At 43.5% G+C, this 18,793-nt stretch carries 16 protein-coding genes; 9 read left to right on the forward strand and 7 right to left on the reverse strand.

Going from position 1 to position 18,793, the window contains the following annotated elements; translation table 11 throughout:
- Positions 1-118 precede the first annotated feature (118 nt).
- Positions 119-2,749: a type I DNA topoisomerase gene (topA, locus tag Q8W40_RS00690; RefSeq protein WP_305395447.1), complete on the reverse strand. Its 2,631-nt coding sequence runs from the start codon at positions 2,747-2,749 to the stop codon at positions 119-121.
- Between the two features lie 443 nt (positions 2,750-3,192).
- Here topA and Q8W40_RS00695 point away from each other — a divergent pair, with 443 nt between their 5' ends.
- Positions 3,193-3,438 carry a DUF2498 family protein gene (locus tag Q8W40_RS00695; RefSeq protein WP_305395448.1) on the forward strand — a complete coding sequence of 82 codons (246 nt, stop codon included), beginning with the start codon at positions 3,193-3,195 and terminating at the stop codon, positions 3,436-3,438.
- A gap of 45 nt (positions 3,439-3,483) precedes the next feature.
- Here the strand turns inward: Q8W40_RS00695 and aroA are convergent, their stop codons facing one another.
- Together aroA and Q8W40_RS00705 are read right to left on the reverse strand one after the other, a co-directional pair.
- Positions 3,484-4,764 (reverse strand): 3-phosphoshikimate 1-carboxyvinyltransferase, encoded by a 1,281-nt coding sequence (gene aroA, locus Q8W40_RS00700; RefSeq protein ID WP_305395449.1) that lies wholly within the window; start codon positions 4,762-4,764, stop codon positions 3,484-3,486.
- A 151-nt stretch (positions 4,765-4,915) separates the two neighbouring features.
- Positions 4,916-5,371 (reverse strand): glycine zipper 2TM domain-containing protein, encoded by a 456-nt coding sequence (locus tag Q8W40_RS00705; RefSeq protein WP_305395450.1) that lies wholly within the window; start codon positions 5,369-5,371, stop codon positions 4,916-4,918.
- Positions 5,372-5,405: 34 nt separating this feature from the next.
- Here Q8W40_RS00705 and aat point away from each other — a divergent pair, with 34 nt between their 5' ends.
- The 3 genes from aat (at position 5,406) to infA (ending at position 7,132) form a co-directional block, all read left to right on the forward strand.
- Positions 5,406-6,131 (forward strand): leucyl/phenylalanyl-tRNA--protein transferase, encoded by a 726-nt coding sequence (gene aat, locus Q8W40_RS00710; RefSeq protein WP_305395451.1) that lies wholly within the window; start codon positions 5,406-5,408, stop codon positions 6,129-6,131.
- A complete protein-coding gene (locus tag Q8W40_RS00715; RefSeq protein ID WP_126605997.1) occupies positions 6,128-6,829 on the forward strand; it encodes an arginyltransferase in 702 nt (233 codons plus the stop codon). The genes aat and Q8W40_RS00715 overlap by 4 nt, the downstream gene beginning before the upstream one ends.
- An 84-nt stretch (positions 6,830-6,913) precedes the next feature.
- The gene (infA, locus tag Q8W40_RS00720) at positions 6,914-7,132 is read left to right on the forward strand and encodes a translation initiation factor IF-1 (protein ID WP_001040192.1); all 219 of its coding nucleotides are present in this window, start codon (positions 6,914-6,916) and stop codon (positions 7,130-7,132) included.
- Positions 7,133-7,199: 67 nt separating this feature from the next.
- On the opposite strand, the gene Q8W40_RS00725 is transcribed toward infA, so the two are convergent.
- The 3 genes from Q8W40_RS00725 to clpS all read right to left on the reverse strand — a co-directional run bounded on the left by Q8W40_RS00725 (position 7,200) and on the right by clpS (position 11,075).
- Complete coding sequence (locus Q8W40_RS00725; protein ID WP_305395452.1) at positions 7,200-8,237, reverse strand: serine hydrolase domain-containing protein; 1,038 nt, start codon at positions 8,235-8,237, stop codon at positions 7,200-7,202.
- A gap of 197 nt (positions 8,238-8,434) precedes the next feature.
- Positions 8,435-10,711 (reverse strand): ATP-dependent Clp protease ATP-binding subunit ClpA, encoded by a 2,277-nt coding sequence (gene clpA, locus Q8W40_RS00730; RefSeq protein ID WP_101112288.1) that lies wholly within the window; start codon positions 10,709-10,711, stop codon positions 8,435-8,437.
- 43 nt (positions 10,712-10,754) lie between these two features.
- Positions 10,755-11,075: an ATP-dependent Clp protease adapter ClpS gene (clpS, locus tag Q8W40_RS00735; protein ID WP_101112287.1), complete on the reverse strand. Its 321-nt coding sequence runs from the start codon at positions 11,073-11,075 to the stop codon at positions 10,755-10,757.
- 426 nt (positions 11,076-11,501) lie between these two features.
- Between clpS and cspD the strand changes: the two genes are divergently transcribed.
- Positions 11,502-11,723, forward strand: coding sequence for a cold shock domain-containing protein CspD (cspD, locus tag Q8W40_RS00740; protein WP_167404702.1), 222 nt, complete (start codon positions 11,502-11,504; stop codon positions 11,721-11,723).
- 138 nt (positions 11,724-11,861) lie between these two features.
- Here the strand turns inward: cspD and Q8W40_RS00745 are convergent, their stop codons facing one another.
- Positions 11,862-14,090 (reverse strand): NADP-dependent isocitrate dehydrogenase, encoded by a 2,229-nt coding sequence (locus tag Q8W40_RS00745; RefSeq protein ID WP_305395453.1) that lies wholly within the window; start codon positions 14,088-14,090, stop codon positions 11,862-11,864.
- A gap of 428 nt (positions 14,091-14,518) precedes the next feature.
- On the opposite strand from Q8W40_RS00745, the gene Q8W40_RS00750 reads away from it, so the two are divergent.
- The 4 genes from Q8W40_RS00750 (at position 14,519) to purB (ending at position 18,480) form a co-directional block, all read left to right on the forward strand.
- The gene (locus Q8W40_RS00750; RefSeq protein WP_305395454.1) at positions 14,519-15,193 is read left to right on the forward strand and encodes a pseudouridine synthase; all 675 of its coding nucleotides are present in this window, start codon (positions 14,519-14,521) and stop codon (positions 15,191-15,193) included.
- A gap of 133 nt (positions 15,194-15,326) precedes the next feature.
- Complete coding sequence (mnmA, locus tag Q8W40_RS00755) at positions 15,327-16,439, forward strand: tRNA 2-thiouridine(34) synthase MnmA (protein WP_305395455.1); 1,113 nt, start codon at positions 15,327-15,329, stop codon at positions 16,437-16,439.
- 18 nt (positions 16,440-16,457) lie between these two features.
- On the forward strand, positions 16,458-17,075 hold the full coding sequence (gene hflD, locus Q8W40_RS00760) for a high frequency lysogenization protein HflD (protein ID WP_101112282.1): 618 nt from the start codon (positions 16,458-16,460) through the stop codon (positions 17,073-17,075).
- Between the two features lie 34 nt (positions 17,076-17,109).
- Positions 17,110-18,480 carry an adenylosuccinate lyase gene (gene purB / locus Q8W40_RS00765; RefSeq protein ID WP_305395456.1) on the forward strand — a complete coding sequence of 457 codons (1,371 nt, stop codon included), beginning with the start codon at positions 17,110-17,112 and terminating at the stop codon, positions 18,478-18,480.
- Positions 18,481-18,793: the final 313 nt, after the last annotated feature.

Below are 18,793 nucleotides of genomic sequence, written 5' to 3' on the forward strand. Positions count from 1 at the left end.
TATGTATATGTTGCATATGACCATCAAGTTGTAAGTGTTAGCAATAATCATACTTTCGTCAAATAAGAAACGAAAAAGGCAGCCAAAAGGCTGCCTTAATATTATATTTTTTAACTAATTAGGATTTTGGTTTCTTACGCTTGTCCGTAATTTCCCATTTACCATCAATGTATAACCCCGTCCAACCAGATGGCTTACCATCCACTTCTGAGCGCACATAGTTCTCTTTCGACTTTCGACTAAAGCGCACAACTGTTGGGCGTCCATCTGGATCGTGAGTGGGTGCAGTCGTCAAGTATTTGAACTTAGGAGACAGGCGATCCTCAAATCGAACTAATTCCTCAACTAAAGGCGCTCGAGTTTCACGCGATTTAGGGAAGTTGCTCGCGGCCATAAACAAGCCTGAAGCTCCGTCACGTAAAACAAAGTACGCATCCGAGTTTTCACACGGCAGTTCGGGGAAATGAACAGGATCTTCTTTCGGTGGTGCAACGTCACCATTTTTCAGAATCTTACGAGTGTTCTTACAGTCTTCGCTCGTACAGTCCATATATTTGCCAAAGCGACCATTCTTGAGCACCATGTCTGAACCACACTTGTCACATTCAACCAGCGGTCCATCATAGCCTTTCACTTTAAACTCACCGTGCTCGACTAAGTAGCCATCACAATTTGGGTTATTACCACAAACGTGCATTTTACGCTTTTCATCGATGAGGTATGCATCCATTGCATTTTCACACTTTGGACAACGTTTTTTGGCGCGAAGCGCGGCTGTTTCAACATCCTCTTCTAGAACATTGATGATGCCCTCTTCGTCACCTAAGTTAATGGTGGTTTTACATCGCTCTTTTGGTGGTAAAGCGTAACCAGAACAACCTAAGAAAACACCTGTAGATGCGGTACGAATACCCATTGGGCGAGAACACGTAGGGCATTCTATGTCCGTTAACACAATACTGTTAGGACGCATGCCCCCAAGGTCTTCTTCCAATTCTGCCTTCTCAAGATCTCCTGTGAAGTCAGTAAAGAAGTTATCTAGTACCGCTTTCCAGTTAGCATCACCTTCCGCAATTTGGTCGAGCTTTTCTTCCATGCGAGCAGTGAAGTCGTAGTTCATCAAGTCGTTAAAGCTATCATCTAAACGATCAGTAACGATTTCGCCCATTTTTTCTGCATAGAAACGTCGCTGATCCACTTTTACATAGCCGCGATCCTGGATCGTAGAAATGATAGAAGCGTAAGTCGAAGGACGACCAATACCCCGTTTTTCGAGTTCTTTAACCAATGCAGCTTCAGTGAAACGAGCAGGTGGTTTGGTAAAGTGTTGCTTAGGATCCAACGCGACAAGATCAAGAACATCACCAATTTGAACCGCTGGTAGTATCTGGTCTTCGTTCTTACCCATTGGTCGCTGAACACGAGTCCAGCCATCAAATTTAAGGATTCGCCCTTTCGCTTTCAACGTATATTCTGCAGCTTTTACGCTCAATGTCGTCGAGTCATATTGAGCCGGTGTCATTTGACACGCTACAAATTGGTTCCAAATCAGCTGATAAAGCTTGTGAGCGTCTTTATCCATGCTTTGGAGGTCATGCTCTTTAACTTCTACGCTAGAAGGACGAATCGCTTCGTGAGCCTCTTGAGCACCTTCTTTGCTGCCATAAACGATTGGCTTCGCTGGCAGATATTTGTCACCATATTCAGATCCGATAAAACCACGTAAGGTATCTACGGCTTCAGAACTCAAGTTGGTTGAGTCTGTACGCATATACGTAATGTAACCAGCCTCATAAAGACGCTGAGCTAGCATCATGGTTTTCTTAACACCATAACCTAACCGAGTACTCGCGGCTTGCTGTAGTGTCGAGGTGATATACGGAGCAGAGGGTTTACTTTTCGTAGGGCGGTCTTCGCGCTTACATACTTCATATTTTGCTTTTTCTAAATCAGAAACCGCTGCACTAGCTTGTGTTTCATTGACTGGCTTGAACGCCTCGCCATTTTTCTGTGCCACCTGCAGACGAAAATCTGTTATATCTGCTGTTTTGGTATTGGCATGGATATCCCAAAACTCTTCGGGGATGAAGGCGTTTATTTCACGCTCACGCTCAACGAGCAATTTAACCGCAACAGACTGAACCCGACCAGCAGACAAGCCTCGTGCCACTTTTTTCCAAAGCAGAGGTGAGACCATAAAGCCTACTACCCTATCCATGAAACGACGGGCTTGTTGTGCATTAACACCGTCTTGGTTTAGCTCACCAGGTGTTTCAAATGCTTGCTGAATCGCGTTTTTCGTAATTTCGTTAAATACAACTCGCTTATAGCGCTCTTCATCACCACCGATGATCTCGCGAAGGTGCCACGCAATAGCTTCTCCTTCACGGTCCAAATCGGTTGCGAGATAAACGTGTTCAGCGTCTTTGGCCAGTTTCTGCAGTTCGGATACAACTTTTTCTTTGCCTGGCAAAATTTGGTAATTCGCTTCCCACTCTTTATATGGGTTGATACCCATTTTTTTTATCAGAGCTTTGCGATCTTTTTCTTTCTTGATACGCGCTTTTTCTTCAACGCTCATACCTTTTGTCGACACAGCCGCCGCTTTCTTTGTGCCAGTACTTTGCCCAGCAGTAGGGAGATCACGTACGTGTCCTACGCTCGACTTAACTATATAGTCTTTACCAAGGTACTTATTAATAGTCTTTGCCTTGGCAGGTGACTCCACTATAACGAGAGATTTACCCATAACTGACTCAAACGTCCTCAAATTCGATTGCGCATCAATTAGCGCACGCCATACTGGCTCATTGCTTCTTTTTTTACTATTGTGCGAGTTTATAAGAAGGTCAACCAGTTTTTTACATTTCAATTCTGAGTGGTCGACATCTGGTCAATCAGAAAACTGGTATCACAAAGGGTCTCAAACGTTTTAAACGCATATGTACCCCGTTAAAATTGCGCACATAGTAATCATGAGATTAGTCGTAGACTAGAGAAAATGGTGGATTTCTGTAATGGCTCACAAAAAAGAGACGATTTCACATGGCTGTATCTCTGCAACAACATCGAAATACGGTAGAAAAAAGAAAATTGTTAACCTCCTTTGAGCCAAAACAAATTCACCTTCCCAATATTCTTGCTAATTTATGCCATATTGATACCCTTCCCTCGTCTATATTAGAGGTTTCCATGAGTTCAAAAAAAAGCATTTCAGAGTTTGACTTACTGCTCATTGCCAACAGCATTATCCAAGAGCACGATGAATACGTAGAAGGCATGCGCACAAACTCGGTCATCGAAAAAGATGGCGTGTTGATCTTCAAAGGTGAATACTTTTTGAATGACCAAGGGCTCCCGAGTGAGCAAACCCCTGCTGTTTTCAATATGTTTAAGTTACTCGCTCACCAGTTGTCCAAAGAATTTACTTTAAAATAAAAAAGCCCCTGCAAGAATACTGGGGCTCTATGAATCACACTCAATTTATTGACTTAAACCAGCCAGCTTCTCGAAGTAATCTGGGAAGGTTTTTGATGTACACTTAGGATCGTTAATCGTCACCGGTGTATCGCTCAGTGCGACTAATGAGAAACACATCGCCATACGATGATCATCATATGTATCAATGGCTGCGTGCTTAAGGTTGGGCGTTGGTGTGATGGTGATGTAATCTTCACCTTCTTCCACTTCCGCGCCTACTTTACGCAGCTCTGTCGCCATTGCAGATAGGCGATCCGTTTCCTTCACACGCCAGTTATAGACATTGCGAATAGCCGTTGTGCCTTCCGCAAATAGTGCTGCCGTCGCGATAGTCATTGCTGCATCAGGTATGTGGTTGAAATCTAAGTCCACAGCTTTCAATTCACCTCGTCGAGACACCACGTAATCGTCGCCCCATTCGATTTTAGCTCCCATTTTTTCAAGCGCGTCAGCAAACTGAATGTCGCCTTGAATACTGTTTCGACCAATACCAGTCACCTTAATCTCACCACCTTTTATCGCGGCTGCGGCAAGGAAGTAAGAGGCAGAAGATGCATCGCCTTCCACTAAAAAGTCGCCTGGTGCCTTATAAGACTGTCCTGATGGAACGACAAAGGATTGGTAATCATTGTTGATAACATCCACGCCAAACTGCTTCATAATATGCAGTGTAATATCGATGTACGGCTTGGAAACAAGCTCACCAATAATATCAATTTTAATGTCACCTTCTGCTAAAGGTGCTGACATCAAAAACGCGGTTAAAAACTGGCTGGAAATCGACCCATCTATTTTTACGGTGCCACCTTTTAACCCAGTACCTTTAATTTTTAAAGGTGGGTAGTTTTCGTTTTCTAGGTATTCGATATCTGCACCGGCAGTCTTAAGCGCATCGACTAAGTGACCGATTGGTCGCTCTTTCATTCTTGGTTCGCCAGTAAGTACATACTCTCCGCTCCCCAAACACAACGCTGCCGCCAGTGGGCGCATTGCAGTTCCCGCATTTCCTAAAAATAGTTCCTGAGCATTTTCAACATTAAAACTGCTGCCTAGACCTTCCACTTCACAGACTGTGTTGTTGTCTGAAAGCTGATAACTCACACCTAATTTCGTCAATGCATTCAGCATATGGCGAATATCATCGCTGTCTAACAAATTGGTTAGTCGAGTTTTACCAGAAGCCAAAGCGGCTAATAGCAGGGCACGGTTTGAAACACTTTTTGAACCAGGTAAGTTAACCTCACCAGAAACGAGAGAAATGGGTTGTAACGTAAGGCTTTCCATTGATGTTGATTATTCCTGCATAGTCTCACACATCCGAGTGCGAGTTTTTATTTTTCGTACTTGCAGACTAACCAAAAACAGAGTGCTTTGCTAGCACCTGTTAGCCTTACAAACATGCTTTTAATTTCAATGAACTTAAGAGGGAAACACCTTAGTAAGCAATGTCCACCCGAACTCCGTTGTCAAAGTACAAAATTCTTACCGAGTCTCCGCGTTGAAATAGCATGTTGGAGTCAACATCTTGTATCACATTGACGAGATCCCCTTTATCTGTATCTATCAGAATTTCAACTAATTTATGCTCTATTCTATAAACCTGATTAGACCTGTCATGCGCGATACCAGCTCCTGTAACCGCACCCACTACAGTGGCAACTTGCTTACCTGTCCCACCGCCAAATTGGTGTCCAATCAATCCACCTATTGTTGCGCCAGCCAGTGTCTGCCAACCACTGGATTTTGACTCTACAATCTGCTGCTCGGTGATATATCGAATACTGTCTACTTTGCCATAAACCACTTCATTTACAGTTCTTGCCTGATTTCTTTGGTATTCAGCCTGCACAAAAACAGGAATAATTAATAACATTAGCAATATTTTTCTCATTATAATTCCTCCAAATTCTGCCAAAATAGTTGATATGAAGATTTTTCTACCTGAACTTAGCACCGATCGACAAAGCTTTCCCTCAACCAAAGAAGCATTGGACAACCCTGATGGCTTGATGGCAATGGGGGGAGACCTTCATCCCGACCGACTACTTTCAGCATACCAGCAAGGCATTTTTCCTTGGTATAGCCACAATGAACCTATTTTGTGGTGGAGCCCTAGCATTCGTGCAACCTTCGATCCTAAGACATTCAAACCAGCGAAAAGTCTCAAAAAATATTTTCGCAAATCGGGCTATGAAGTTTCCATAAACAAAGCGACCAGAGAGGTGATTACCTTGTGCGCAGAAACAAGGTCACCTGAAGAGACTTGGCTAGTTGAAGAAATGAGAGATGCCTACAAACGTCTTGCGTCACTGGGTCATGTTCATTCCGTGGAAGTTTGGCTCAAAGGTCAGATTGTGGGTGGATTATATGGGGTGGAAATTGGACAAGTCTTTTGCGGAGAGTCTATGTTTAGCATACAGCCAAATGCATCAAAAGTGGCTCTCTGGCATTTTTGCCAACATTTTCAACGTAATGGAGGAGCGTTGATTGATTGCCAGCTAATGAACGCGCATTTGCAATCTTTGGGGGCTGCTGAATGTAGCCGAGCTGATTTTATTGATATGTTGGAAATTCTAAAAACAAAAAACGTATCTAAGCAATGCTACCAACCCCAAATACTTGAAAGTCCGATTTCAGGGGAGTTGTCGTGAATCAGAAAGATCAAACTCTAATCCGCATTGGGATGACAGAGTCCCATGATTGCAGCTATTTAGACGAGCATCAGGAACGCGTTGCCGTAGTTTTAGATGACGTATTGCACACTTGCTCCGGTTATGAGCTCCTTATGGCCAATGGGTTTCGCCGAAGTGGGAATGCCATCTACAAACCTCAGTGTGATCAATGCAATGCCTGCCAATCACTCAGAGTCGCAGTCTCAGATTTCAAACCATCCAAAAGCCAGAAACGGCTATTAAACAAGGCGAAAAACGTCGAGTGGAAGATGAAGAACTCGCTCGATGAAGAGTGGTTTAATGTGTATGAACAGTACATTATTGAGCGCCATCGCGAAGGAAGCATGTACCCTCCTAAGAAACAGGATTTTTCTGATTTCGCACAAAATGAGTGGCTCAATACTCAATTCTTACATGTCTACGAAGAGGGTAAATTGATAGGGGTCGCTGTAACCGACGTGATGTCTAACTGTGCTTCCGCTTTTTACACCTTTTATAACCCCCACTCTGAACTGTCTCTTGGCACATTATGCGTGCTCCTTCAGTTGGAATACTGTCAAAAAAGCGGTAAGCAATGGCTGTATTTAGGCTATCAAATCGACGAATGTCAGGCTATGAACTACAAAGTGCGCTTTCATCCTCATCAAAGGCTAGTAAATCATCGGTGGCAGGGGTAGAATACGCCGCAACTTTACTTTTTATTGTTTTAACGGCAAAATTCGTTCGTTGAAAATTTCAGCCAAATTTCTAAAGAGGATTAAATGGCCAAAGAAGACGTAATTGAGATGCAAGGCACGGTTCTTGACACTCTTCCTAACACTATGTTCCGTGTTGAACTTGAAAACGGTCACGTAGTAACTGCACACATCTCCGGTAAAATGCGTAAGAACTACATCCGTATTCTTACAGGTGACAAAGTAACTGTTGAGATGACTCCATACGACTTGTCTAAAGGCCGTATCGTCTTCCGCGCTCGTTAATTTTCGAGACACACAAAAAACGGAGCACTATGCTCCGTTTTTTGCGTTTGCCACCAGGAAATCCAAGTCATAACAATTGGGAAACCTGCTGCGCTAAGTCGAGAATTTGATGGCTTCGGTTGTAATTGCCCCCCGTGGTAACAATAACGGCCCTTTTACTAGGTATAACAATGATGTATTGCTCTCCATGCCCCATTGCAGCATAAGCCGATGAATGTTGGGGCAGCTGCCAAAAATGCATTCCATAACCTAAGACACCTCGATTAAACTCGCTCTTTTTGATCAACTGAACCCATTCAGAGTCAATAATTTGTTTGCCTTCCCATTGACCATTATTTAGCAACATCAGTCCAAATTTGCCCATGGATTCGCTGTCAGTCATCAACCCCCAATCCGCTCCCGGCTCTCCTGAGCCCAATTGATTGATCCACCGATAATTGCTGATCCCAAGTGGTTCAAATAGCTTCTCGCGCATAACCGTCGCAAATGGCTTATCGTAGATACGCTCTATCACTTTTGAAAGCCCAATCGTAGATAGCCCGCTGTAACAGAATTGACTTCCTGGCTCAAACCGTAACGTCGTATTCAGAAACATTTCTTTCAAATCTTTTGCTGCATAGTGCCTCTGAAATGGGTTTCCAATACCGTAAGGCATCGCGTGTTCATTAAGTGCGTAACCCGTAGACATATTGAGTACATGCCTCACCGTTATCGCCATTTTTTCTTGCGTATCTTTGTTTTGGTATTCAGGAAATAAACTAAAAACAGGGACATCGAGACTGGCTAACCGCCCCTCATCAATAGCCATGAAAATGAGCGTTGCGACAAATGATTTTGTCACCGAATGAACATTGTGGAGCGCATCACGACCAACTGGCATATTTGAAGTCTGAATATGACCATATCGCCCTCCACCCTCTCGAAAAATTTCAACCAGCTTTTCATTGTCCTGCCAAACCACTAAGGCGTGGATGCTGTTTGCTTGGTTGTTTTTGATTCTTTCAACGATGCCTGAGAAATTTTCTGGAGCCAAAACCACCTGTGTTTTATTTCCACCGCAAGCGGCAAGAACAAAACCCATCATACATATGTAAAGCCAACGCATAAGGAATTCCTTATTTTTCTTATCGTTACCTCAAGCGTTACATAAAAAACATAAAGGTTGGATTAAAGACGCATGAAGTTTTTAAACAATGGGAGAAGGTTTAAAAAACGCAACGAGGAGGAAAGAAAAGCAGAAAGGATTGGGGAATAAAAAATGCGCCCTTACAGGCGCATTTAGAGTTAACAATTTTCGTTCAATTAATGAGGAACTGCTTCTTTCTTGTTCTCATAATGGAACACCAACTCGTCATCTTTTAGAGTTACCTTAACGGTTCCCCCATCAACTAACGAGCCAAACAGCAACTCATTGGCAAGCGGCTTCTTGAGGTTCTCTTGAATCACCCTAGCCATAGGTCTTGCACCCATGGTTTTGTCGTAGCCTTTGTGTGCTAACCAGTGACGAGCATCTTCTGACACTTCCATGGAAACACCACGTGAATCAAGCTGCGCTTGAAGCTCAACAATAAACTTATCGACGACTTGGTGAATCACACTTTCATCTAGGCTGTTAAACCAAATGATGTTATCCAAACGGTTACGGAACTCAGGAGTGAATACTTTCTTAATTTCACCCATTGCATCATGGCTATGATCTTGCTGAATCAAGCCGATAGACTTCTTAACCGTCTCGGCAACGCCAGCGTTGGTTGTCATAACCAGAATCACATTACGGAAATCCGCTTTGCGTCCATTGTTGTCTGTTAGCGTACCGTTATCCATAACTTGCAGCAGCAGGTTAAAGATATCTGGGTGTGCTTTTTCAATCTCATCAAGCAATACAACTGAGTGAGGATGTTTAATCACAGCATCAGTCAACAAGCCACCTTGGTCATAACCGACGTAACCAGGAGGTGCACCAATCAATCGGCTCACAGAATGACGTTCACCGTACTCAGACATATCAAAGCGCAACAACTCAACGCCCAATAGTTTGGAAAGCTGAACCGTTACTTCAGTTTTACCAACACCAGTAGGACCAGCGAACAAGAACGAACCAACAGGTTTGTTATCCGCGCCTAATCCTGCTCGAGTAAGCTTGATTGCTTCGCTCAATACTTCGATTGCTGGATCTTGACCAAACACCAACATCTTCATTTTTTCATCAAGATTCAGCAGGATATCTTTGTCTGAAGAAGAAACGGATTTTTCCGGAATGCGAGCCATTTTGGCAACCATATTCTCAATATCGGAAACACCCACCGTCTTCTTACGGCGACTTGCCGGAGCCAGACGACTGCGCGCACCTGCCTCATCAATTACGTCTATTGCTTTATCGGGCAAATGACGCTCATTGATGTATTTCGCTGAAAGTTCTACCGCAGCACGTAAAGCCTGCTTGGTGTAGCGAACTTCATGGTGAGCTTCGTATTTAGGCTTAAGACCAATCAAAATCTTAGTCGTATCGTCCAACGAAGGTTCTACGATATCGATCTTCTGGAATCGGCGTGAAAGCGCACGCTCTTTTTCAAAAATATTGCTGTATTCTTGATACGTTGTGGAACCGATGCAACGAAGCTTGCCGCTGCTAAGAAGTGGTTTGATCAAATTAGCGGCATCAACTTGCCCACCTGAAGCGGCACCTGCCCCGATGATAGTGTGAATCTCATCGATAAACAGAATCGCATCTTCTTCTTTTTCTAATTGCTTAAGTATTGCTTTGAAGCGTTTTTCAAAGTCACCGCGGTACTTAGTACCAGCAAGTAAAGAGCCGATATCCAAAGAGTAGATAACGCTGTCTTTGATCACTTCTGGTACTTGACCTTCTACGATTCTCCAAGCCAGCCCTTCAGCAATTGCCGTTTTACCTACGCCCGCCTCACCAACCAGCAGTGGGTTATTTTTACGGCGTCGGCAAAGTACTTGTATCGTACGCTCAAGTTCTTTATCTCGACCAATAAGCGGATCGATATGCCCTTGTTTTGCAATCTGATTTAGATTAGTTGCAAAGTTCTCTAATCGTTCTTCAGAGTTGCCATCTTCCGATGAAGACTCTTCACCAAATACATTAGAAGACGAATCTTCTTCACCGTTATTTTGCGGTGATTTACTGATTCCATGCGAAATGTAGTTAACGATATCTAAGCGGCTAATGTCATTTTTCTTGAGTAGATAAGCCGCGTGAGACTCTTGCTCGCTAAAGATAGCAACCAATACATTCGCACCCGTTACTTCACTACGCCCTGAAGACTGGACGTGGAAAACAGCACGTTGCAATACGCGTTGAAAACTTAGAGTAGGTTGAGTTTCTCTTGTCTCATCGTTTTCTGGAATGAGAGGTGTTGTTTGATCGATAAATGTATCAAGCTCCTGGCGAAGAACGTCCAGATCAGCTTGGCATGCTTTTAGTGCTTCTTTTGCAGCGTCGTTGTCGAGTAGCGCGAGGAGCAGATGTTCAACGGTCATGAATTCATGTCGTTTGTCTCTCGCACGAGCAAAAGCACTATTAAGGCTCGACTCTAGTTCTTTATTTAGCATAAGTACCTCCCCAAAAGAACAACCTATGTTGCTCAAGCAAGCTTTATGCCTGCTCCATTGTACATAACAGCGGATGCTCATTCTCTTTCGAGTGCACAGTGACTTGCGCCACCTTTGTTTCCGCAACTTCGGCAGTGTAAGTGCCACAAATTGCTTTCCCATCGTAATGCACTTTGAGCATCACTTGTGTTGCTTTTTCTATATCCATTGAAAAGAAACGTTCGAGTATTTCAATCACAAAATCCATTGGCGTGTAATCGTCATTGTTGAGAATAACGTTGTACATAGCCGGTGGTTTTACTTGTGTTTTTTCTTTCTCCAGTAAATCCGAGTCTGGAGTGACCCATTGATATTGCTTGCTCATTTTTTTGTCGGTTTTTAGGAGGATTGAGACTCAAGGATGTTACTCAAATTTCACCCTCTACTTAAGACTAATGCACCAATTGTATCCCTGCAAATAAAACATTGCTATTGGAGTTATTCAAACTTTAGAGAGATTTTTTATTGAGGAAAATATCACTTTAAATATCCACAACAACATTATTGTCAATATGCACTCTAGTTATAATTTTGTTAATCTCAAAAATGAAATCTTTGTCAAATTGTTAGATTTTATTACTGCAAACTATTGACTGAGCTCATTCATTGACTAAATTGTGTTCTTGGTGGCTAAAATTTTAGCAATTGCTGAATTGATAGCCATAGCAGTATGATGCAACAATATTGATAGATACAGCTGCGTCGACGTAAACAACATCAGTTACTAAAAAATGCATGAGGGATGTATAGCATGGCTACAGGTACAGTGAAGTGGTTTAATAACGCCAAAGGATTTGGGTTTATCTGTCCGGAAGGAGAAGAGGGCGATATTTTCGCACACTACTCAACAATAAAAATGGACGGATACCGTACTCTTAAAGCTGGACAACCAGTCAACTACGAAGTTGAGCAGGGTCCAAAAGGCTTCCATGCGAGCTCTGTAATTCCAATTGAAGGCGAACCTGCCAAATAATCGAAATTCGGAGTATAAGAAACCCGCTTACGCGGGTTTCTTTGTTTTTATACCCAAACAACGTTAAACGGAGTTTGGAGAAAAGCTTTAAATAAATGGCTGCAATACATCGGATTACAGCCTCTCTATCTCTTCGCCTTATACTGCGTCAACAATGCTGTTCAACAATTCGCTCGGACGCATTAGTACAGATGCTTTCGCATCGACAGGTGCAAAATATCCACCAAGCTCACCCGCAACGCCTTGGGCATCGTTAAGTTGCTTAACGATCGTTTCTTCGCCTTCAGCCATTTGCTTCGCAATAGGACCAAATTGCGCAGACAACTCTACATCGTCTGACTGTTCAGCCAATGCTTTCGCCCAGTATGACGCTAGGTAGAAATGGCTACCACGGTTATCTAGCTCACCCACTTTACGTGAAGGTGATTTGTTCTTGTCTAGGAACTCTCCTGTTGCCTTATCCAGAGCATCAGCAAGAACTTGTGCTTTCTTGTTGTCCGCTACCGTGCTCAAGTGCTCAAGAGATGCTGCTAGTGCAAGGAATTCGCCTAATGAATCCCAACGTAGGTGGTTTTCTTTTTCTACTTGTTGAACGTGCTTAGGTGCAGAACCACCAGCGCCTGTTTCAAATAGACCACCGCCGTTCATCAACGGAACAATAGACAACATTTTTGCAGAAGTACCCAGCTCTAAAATTGGGAACAAGTCAGTTAGGTAATCACGAAGTACGTTACCCGTTACAGAAATAGTATCTAGACCGTCTTTAATACGAACCAAAGAGAATTGAGTCGCTTCAAGTGGGGCTAGGATCTTAATTTCTAAACCAGAAGTATCGTGTTCAGGTAGGTAAGCATTAACTTTCTTGATTAGCTGCGCATCGTGAGCACGGTTCTCATCAAGCCAGAAAACAGCAGGAACACCAGTAGCACGAGCACGGTTAACCGCCAATTTCACCCAATCTTGAATCGGTGCATCTTTCACCTGACACATACGGAAGATGTCGCCTTCTTCAACATCCTGTTCAATTAGCACGTTACCTGCCGTATCAACAACACGTACTTGACCTGATGCTTTCTGAACAAATGTTTTATCGTGCGAACCATACTCTTCCGCTTTTTGCGCCATCAAACCAACATTTGGCACGCTGCCCATTGTTGTTGGGTCGAAAGCACCATTTTCTTTACAGAAATCAATAACGGCTTGGTAAACACTTGCGTAGCTACGATCTGGGATCATCGCTTTCGTGTCTTTTAGCTTGCCATCTGGTCCCCACATTTGACCAGAAGAACGAAGCATTGCTGGCATAGAAGCATCAACAATCACATCACTTGGTACATGTAGGTTGGTAATGCCGCGGTCAGAGTCAACCATTGCAAGGGCTGGGCGAGTCGCATAGACCGCTTGCAGCGCTGCTTTAATTTCTTCTTGTTGCGCTTCTGGTAGTGACGTGATTTTCGCGTACACATCGCCAATACCGTTATTTACATCAACACCAATCTGTTCAAACACTTCTTGGTATTTTTCGAAAACGTCTTTGTAGTAAACGCGAACAGCGTGACCAAAGATGATCGGATCCGAAACCTTCATCATGGTTGCTTTCATATGAAGAGAAAGTAGAACGTCTTGCTCTTTTGCTTCTTCAATTTCTTTCTCGAAGAACGAAACCAATGCCGCTTTGTTCATTACAGAAGCATCAATGATTTCCTTGTCTTGCAAAGGAAATTCACTTTTTAGTACATCGATGTCACCGTTAGCGCCAACGAATTCAATACGTACGCTCGTTGCACCATCAATAGTGACTGATTTTTCGCTACCAAAGAAATCGCTGTCGCTCATGCTAGCAACGTGAGATTGAGAGTCTGCACTCCAAGCGCCCATTGAATGCGGGTTTTTCTTTGCGTAATTTTTAACAGAAGCAGGCGCACGACGGTCAGAGTTACCTTCACGTAGAACTGGGTTAACGGCGCTGCCTTTGATTTTGTCATAGACCGCTTTAACGGCTGCTTCTTCGTCTGTTTTTGGCTCTTCCGGGTAATTTGGAAGTGCGTAGCCTTTGCTTTGAAGCTCTTTAACCGCGGCTTGTAACTGAGGTACCGATGCGGAAATGTTAGGCAGTTTAATGATGTTCGCTTCAGGCGTTTTTGCCAGCTCACCTAGCTCAGTTAGAGCATCGCCGATACGTTGCTCTTCCGTTAAGTAATCAGGGAAGTTAGCAATAATGCGCCCTGCTAGTGAGATATCTCTTGTTTCGACGTTGATATCAGATGATGAAGTAAACGCGCGGATAATAGGCAGTAGCGAATAAGTTGCCAAAGCGGGCGCTTCATCAGTGATTGTATAAATTATAGTAGGCTTAGTTGTTGGCATGAAATTTCCCTATATATCTGACAGTCTCTATTGGATGAGAAATAGGTCTGCATGAATGTATCGCCAGTCAGTCCGTACTACATCCTCCTATGGCTGACCGCGATTGTTTTCCCAAACTCCTTTAAGAGTCATTGACTCTATAGTGTTTCTATTCTAGTTCAACCGATTACCTGTACCGGTAATTCTGACCAAACAGAAAGCACTGGTTTGGTATCACGTACACATCCTCATTTATCGTAATAATGGAAAGGGTGTAGCGTCTGTATCCTGTAGCGGATACCGTACTCACGTAAAACTAAACAACTCTGATTGTTTAGTCTATCATTCAGTTCGTGATTCCTGTTTTTTGGCGCGCAAATCATAGCCTAATCACAAATGAAGTTAAACTTTCACCCACAGTTCGTTTACATTTTTGCAAGGTAGTTAACATGTCTTTTCGCTCTCGCAGCGTAAAATCAAAGAGTTCTGGTGCTTCTCGCACAGCATCTTTTAAAACAAATGCCAAAGTTCGATCAAAAAAATCACAAAAAACACCTCATAAACCCAACAGTGTGTCCGCAGAAGAACGTAAGGTACTTCTGTTTAATAAACCGTTTGACACGCTAAGCCAATTTACAGATGGCGAAGGAAGAAAAACGCTAGCGGACTATATATCAGTAAAGGAAGTGTATGCGGCAGGTAGGCTAGACAGAGACAGTGAGGGCCTTATGGTGCTTACTAACGACGGAATCTTGCAAGCCCGATTGACGCAGCCAAAATCAAAATCCCCTAAAACCTATTGGGTTCAGGTCGAAGGCTCGCCAGCAGAGGAAGATCTCGAAAAGCTAAGAAAAGGTGTCGAATTGAAAGATGGCATGACATTGCCCGCACAAGTAGACATCATGCCTGAGCCCAATGTATGGGAACGCCACCCACCCGTTCGCTTTCGCGCCTCTATTCCAACGACTTGGCTTGCCATTACCATTGTAGAAGGCAGAAATCGTCAAGTACGCCGTATGACAGCCAATATAGGCTTCCCTACTCTTCGCTTGATCCGTTATTCCATGGGAGATTGGAACGTAGGCGACTTACAACCAGGTGAATGGAAGTACGTCTCCGTATAGGTCGCCATTTCGAGATATTGATGAAGATTTCAGCAAGTACACCCATTGCTTTTTGTGATTTAACTCTCGGATCTGTATCCAGCAAATTCTTTCTGTTAGAATCTGCCCCCAAGTAATTTATGTGGTAAAAACAATGTCAGATAACAGCCAAAAGAAAGTGATCGTCGGTATGTCCGGCGGTGTTGACTCCTCTGTTTCCGCCTACCTTCTGAAGCAACAAGGCTACCAAGTTGAAGGCCTGTTTATGAAGAATTGGGAAGAAGACGATAATGAGGAATACTGCACCGCAGCGGAAGACTTGGCAGACGCACAAGCTGTTTGTGACAAATTGGGTATCCACCTACACACTATCAACTTTGCTGCGGAGTACTGGGATAACGTTTTCGAGTACTTCTTAGCAGAATACAAAGCCGGGCGCACTCCCAATCCAGATATTCTCTGCAACAAAGAAATCAAGTTCAAAGCATTTCTAGAATTTGCCGATGAGGTTCTGGAAGCGGACTACATTGCCATGGGTCACTATGTTCGTCGTACCTTCCCTACAGCAGAAGGCGAACAGCCGAAGATGCTTCGAGGCTTGGATGGCAACAAAGACCAAAGCTACTTCCTTTATACATTAAGCTCAGAACAAATTTCTCGTAGCCTGTTTCCTGTAGGCGAACTAGAGAAGCCTGAAGTACGACGTATTGCAGAAGAGCAAGACTTGATCACTGCTAAGAAAAAAGACTCGACCGGTATTTGTTTTATAGGCGAACGTAAGTTCACCGACTTCCTCTCTCGATACTTACCTGCGCAGCCTGGTAAAATTGAAACACCTGAAGGACGCGTTATTGGTGAGCACCAAGGCTTGATGTACCATACTTTAGGGCAGCGTAAAGGCTTGCATATTGGTGGACAAAAAGGCGGCGGTGGAAACGAAGACCCTTGGTATGTTGCAGAGAAAGATCTAAAACGTAATGTACTCATTGCGGTTCAAGGCGCTGATCACCCACTTCTCAAATCCACTGGGTTAATGGCGTCACAGCTTCATTGGGTCGATCGCGAAGTGATCAAACAACCAATGTCCTGTACGGTGAAAACGCGCTATCGCCAACAAGATATTCCTTGTACTATCATCCCGGTTAATGACGAAACCATAAAAGTCATTTTTGATGAACCGCAAGTTGCTGTAACACCTGGACAATCGGCTGTCTTTTATTTAGGCGAAGTCTGTTTGGGCGGCGGCATCATAGAAAAACGTATTTGATAATTAAGGAGCACTTACGTGGCTAATACACTTTATGACCGTACCATCGCTTTTGCTGGCATGTGCCAAGCAGTAGCGCTGATGCAAGATATCGCGAAAGAAGGTCACTGTGATAAAGACGCGTTTGAAACCTCTATTAAAGCCATTTTGAACACCACCCCTAACAACACGATTGAAGTATTCGGGGATGAATCAAACCTAAAGATCGGGTTGGAATGCCTAGAAAAAGGCATCGACAGCACGCCTGCTGGCAGTGAAGTGACTCGCTATCTGATCTCTTTGATGGCACTGGAGCGTAAGCTAAGTGCCCGCCGTGACGCCTTATCTCAATTGGGCGATCGCATTCAAATGGCTCAACGCCAAACCGAACATTTTGATCTGTTCGATGACAACATGATCAGTAATCTCGCCAGCATTTACTTGGATGTAGTCAGCCCGATTGGTCCTCGTATTCAAGTTACTGGCACCCCTTCAGTATTACAGCAAACCGCCAACCAACACAAAGTCCGTGCTCTGTTGCTTTCAGGCATTCGATGTGCCGTACTTTGGCGTCAAACAGGCGGTAAGCGTCGCCACTTAATTTTTGGTCGCAAGAGCATGCTCGAGCAAGCCCAAATTTTGCTGGCACGAATCTAACTTAACAAATCACTCAGATATTCAGGAGAATAACATGGAACTGTCAGCATTGACTGCTGTTTCACCGGTAGACGGCCGCTACGGAAGTAAAACGATTGCGTTACGCAGTATCTTTAGTGAGTATGGCCTCCTAAAGTATCGTTCAATCGTTGAAATCCGTTGGTTACAGAAGCTTGCAGCAACAGATGCTATTGCAGAAGTCCCTGCATTCAGCGCTGAAGCAAATAAATTCTTGGACGAGCTAGCAGAAAACTTCAGCGAAGAAGACGCTGCACGCATCAAAGAAATTGAGCGCACAACTAACCACGACGTTAAAGCTGTTGAATACTTCCTGAAAGAAAAAGTTGCAGGTGTACCAGAGCTTCATGCAGTAAATGAATTCATTCATTTCGCTTGTACTTCAGAAGACATTAACAACACTTCCCATGCTCTAATGCTTAAAGAAGCGCGTGAAACTGTTATCCTTCCTGAAATTAAAAACATCATTGATGCGATTAAAGCCCTTGCTGAAGAGTACCGCGACATTCCTCTTCTTTCTCGTACGCACGGTCAGCCAGCATCCCCATCAACGATGGGTAAAGAAATGGCGAACGTTGCTTACCGCATGGAGCGTCAATACAAGCAAATCGCCAATGTTGAAATCTTGGCTAAAATCAACGGCGCAGTAGGTAACTACAACGCGCACCTTTCTGCCTACCCAGAACTGGACTGGCACAAGTTTAGTGAAGAGTTCATCACTGAATCTTTAGATGTGACGTGGAACCCATACACTACGCAGATCGAGCCGCACGATTACATTGCAGAGTTATTTGATGCAATCGCTCGTTTCAATACTATTCTGATCGATTTCGATCGCGACGTATGGGGCTACATTGCACTGGGTCACTTCAAGCAGAAGACTATTGCTGGTGAGATTGGATCTTCAACGATGCCGCACAAAGTTAACCCAATCGACTTCGAAAACTCTGAAGGTAACTTGGGTCTAGCAAATGCAGTATTCAATCACCTAGCTCAGAAACTGCCTATCTCTCGTTGGCAGCGTGATCTAACAGATTCGACTGTACTTCGTAACTTGGGTGTTGGCGTGGGTTACGCAATCATTGCTTATACGTCGACTCTAAAAGGCATTAGCAAGTTAGAAGTAAACCGTGAAGCATTACTAGCAGAGCTTGATCAAAACTGGGAAGTATTGGCAGAGCCAGTACAAACGGTAATGCGCCGCTACGGCATCGAAAAGCCTTACGAGAAGTTAAAGGAACTCACTCGTGGTAAGCGTATCGACGGTGAAGCAATGCGTAACTTTATCGATGGCTTAGAGCTTCCTGAAAGCGAAAAAGCACGCTTGAAAGAAATGACACCTGCTAACTACATTGGTCAAGCAATTGAGTTAACAGACAAACTATAACTTAGATAATACTAAGAATATCAAAACCAGCGAGTTAATCTTCGCTGGTTTTTTTCTGCCTACAGAACTCACCGAGCTTTTATATTCATCCGATAATCGATATAAAACCCGCATTAACCCCTACCTTCCCTATCACTTAAAGTCTCACATTTGAGCCATATATATAATTAATTTAATTACATTCCATTAAAAGCTCAATTTTTGATCATATAGCTCTTTTTTCATACACGAATAGTTGCGCATTAAGTTAACCATTTGTTTTATAAGAATTCTCATTTTCAATAATGTAACTAAATATATAAATTCAGTACAA

This window comes from Vibrio penaeicida, assembly GCF_030689305.1.
Classification (GTDB): domain Bacteria; phylum Pseudomonadota; class Gammaproteobacteria; order Enterobacterales; family Vibrionaceae; genus Vibrio; species Vibrio penaeicida_B.